Annotated in this window: 2 protein-coding genes and 3 pseudogenes; all 5 read right to left on the bottom strand. The window is 65.8% G+C overall.

All coding sequences use genetic code 11. The features are described 5' to 3' along the window. A pseudogene (locus A9X03_RS05605) lies at positions 1 to 525 on the bottom strand (cytochrome P450); the annotation flags it as partial. Positions 526 to 710: 185 nt separating this feature from the next. After that, positions 711 to 965, bottom strand: a pseudogene (locus tag A9X03_RS05610) (nitroreductase/quinone reductase family protein); the annotation flags it as partial. 84 nt (positions 966 to 1,049) lie between these two features. Next, positions 1,050 to 1,502 (bottom strand): nitroreductase family deazaflavin-dependent oxidoreductase, encoded by a 453-nt coding sequence (locus tag A9X03_RS05615; protein WP_067755072.1) that lies wholly within the window; start codon positions 1,500 to 1,502, stop codon positions 1,050 to 1,052. A 9-nt stretch (positions 1,503 to 1,511) separates the two neighbouring features. Next, on the bottom strand, positions 1,512 to 1,898 hold the full coding sequence (locus tag A9X03_RS05620) for a hypothetical protein (protein WP_067755068.1): 387 nt from the start codon (positions 1,896 to 1,898) through the stop codon (positions 1,512 to 1,514). Between the two features lie 7 nt (positions 1,899 to 1,905). After that, positions 1,906 to 2,241: pseudogene (locus tag A9X03_RS05625) on the bottom strand (steroid 3-ketoacyl-CoA thiolase); the annotation flags it as partial.

Consider the following 2,241-nt stretch of genomic DNA (forward strand, 5'->3'; position numbering starts at 1 on the left):
CAGCGGGCCGAGGACATCGAAAGTGGCTCCGCCCCAGTCGATGAGGTGATGCCGACCATCCCGCGGCCAACCGATGAGGTCAGGCACCACGGCCAGCGGCAGGGCGGCCGCCAGGTCGTTTACCCCGTCGACCGCACCCTGGGCGAGCGCGGCATCGACGACCGCCGCGGCGGTGGCGTCCACGCTGTCGCTGATCGCACGCAGCACGCGCGGCAACAGTCGGTGCGCGACCAGTTTGCGACGTTGATCGTGCTCGTCGCCGTCGCTGTTGAGGGTCGTGCCTCGCGATAGGCGATTGGTGATCGGGTTCAGGGAGACGCCCCTGCCCGACAGGAACGTCGTGTCGTCACGCAACACGGCCTTGCTCTCGGCGTAGCGGGGGAGCGCGTACGCCTTCTGCTTGGCCAGCCAGACCACCGGGCCGAGGTCGCGCAGGCGCCGGTAGTGCGGGTAGGGATCGACGATGGCGGCGGCGGAGTAGAGGTCGGGTTCGTATACCGGGACACCGGCCGGTGTGCGACGCATCGTTCTCCTCACAGCGCGCCTGGCGGCCACGGCGCACGCTTTCTGACGAAATCGTCACATACGGCGATATGCTCAGTCAAGCCCTGAGGTGCCGTGCCCGGGTGCAACGGATGGTTCGGCGGCGGACGGCCAAGGCCGGCTGCTCCGTTCTCACCGACGGTCCTACCCAGACAAACCGGCCGCGCCTAGCGCGGCTCGCAGACCACGAGCGGGATGACGCGGTCGATGGCCCGACGGTATTCGCGGTAGCGAGGGCAGATCCGCTTCAGCGGCGGCCAATAGCGTTCGCGCTCAGCGTCTGTGGCATCCCGGGCCACCAGATCCAGCTGCCGGGCGCGGATCTGCACCCGCACTTCGGGATGCTCCTTCAGGTTGCGATACCACAACGGGTCTACGTCGCGCCCGCCGAAAGAAGCCGGCAGAATCACCCTTTCGCCGTCGAGCTGTTCAGTGCCCGCGGCTTCGCCGACGTCAGCGTCGACGACGTCGCGCAGGATCTTTCCCAACCTGCAGCGAGGGAAACGTTACGGGTCGCAGATGACGATCGGGATGACGCGGTCCGTCCACGATCGGTAGTCGCCGAATGACGGGTACATGGCATCCAGCTTCGGCCAGTATTCCGCGCGCTCGGCCTCGGTGGCGTCACGGGCCTGCAGCTGCAGCACCTCGTCCTTGATCTGCACGGAGACTTTGGGATTGGCCTTGAGGTTGAGGTACCACAATGGGTTCTTGTCGCTGCCGCCCTTCGATGCGACCAGTACCACCCGGTTCCCTTCGCGTAGATACAGCAGCGGGCTCACCCGCGGTTCACCGGTCTTACGGCCCGTCGTGGTGAGCAGGGCGACCGGCGCGTTGCCGAAGGTGCCGCCCAGTTTTCCGTTGCTGCGTCGGTAGATCCACGTGTTGCCCTTGGCCATCCATTTGATGATGAAGCCGACCCAGGGGGCGTTCAAAGAGCGTGGCTTCGGTTTAGGCATGATGTTCCCTTAGCGCTGGACAAATGGTTGGAAGCGAACCTTGATGTGGTGGATTTCGGCCTTGCCGCTTGAGCTTTCGGCCGGTATCACGAACGTCTCGTTGACTCGTGCGGCCAGCCGACGGCCGCCGAACGCCGCCTTGGTCAGCACGGTGTACGCCGCGTGCACCCGGTCTCCGTCGATTCGGTAATCCGGCGGCGTTGTGTCCGCGAGAAATCGGTACTGCGGACCACGATTCATGCTGCGGCGCAGATGGTTTCCGGAGAACCCGTTCTTGATCCCTTGCTCGACGCGGGTGCACCGCGCGGCGAACGGAACGGAGTCGCCGTGATGGCTGACAAGCGCGTCGATGTAGGCCTGCGCCGCGGCGATGCGGCTCTCTTCGGAGACGAGCACCGAGAGGCTAGATGCGTTCGATGATGGTGCCGGTTGACAGGGCACCGCCCGCGCACATGGTGATCAGCGCGGTGCTCTGGTCGGTGCGCTCCAGCTCGTGCAGCGCGGTGGTGATCAGCCGGCTGCCGGTGCTGCCCACCGGGTGGCCCAACGCGATCGCCCCACCGTTCACGTTCACCTTGTCCATGTCCGGGTTGTGCACCCGCGCCCAGGACAGCACCACCGACGCGAACGCCTCGTTGATCTCGGTGATGTCGATGTCACCAATCTTCATGCCGGCCTTTTCCAGAACCTTGGCGGTGGACTGGACGGGGCCGTCGAGGTGGTAGTACGGCTCGGCGCC

This window comes from Mycobacterium sp. E1715 (assembly GCF_001667625.1).
Classification (GTDB): domain Bacteria; phylum Actinomycetota; class Actinomycetes; order Mycobacteriales; family Mycobacteriaceae; genus Mycobacterium.

What these genes read in the sequence shown, in the direction of transcription:
- A9X03_RS05615 (WP_067755072.1), bottom strand. Translation starts at nt 1,502, where the DNA reads ATGCCTAAACCGAAGCCACGCTCTTTGAACGCCCCCTGGGTCGGCTTC.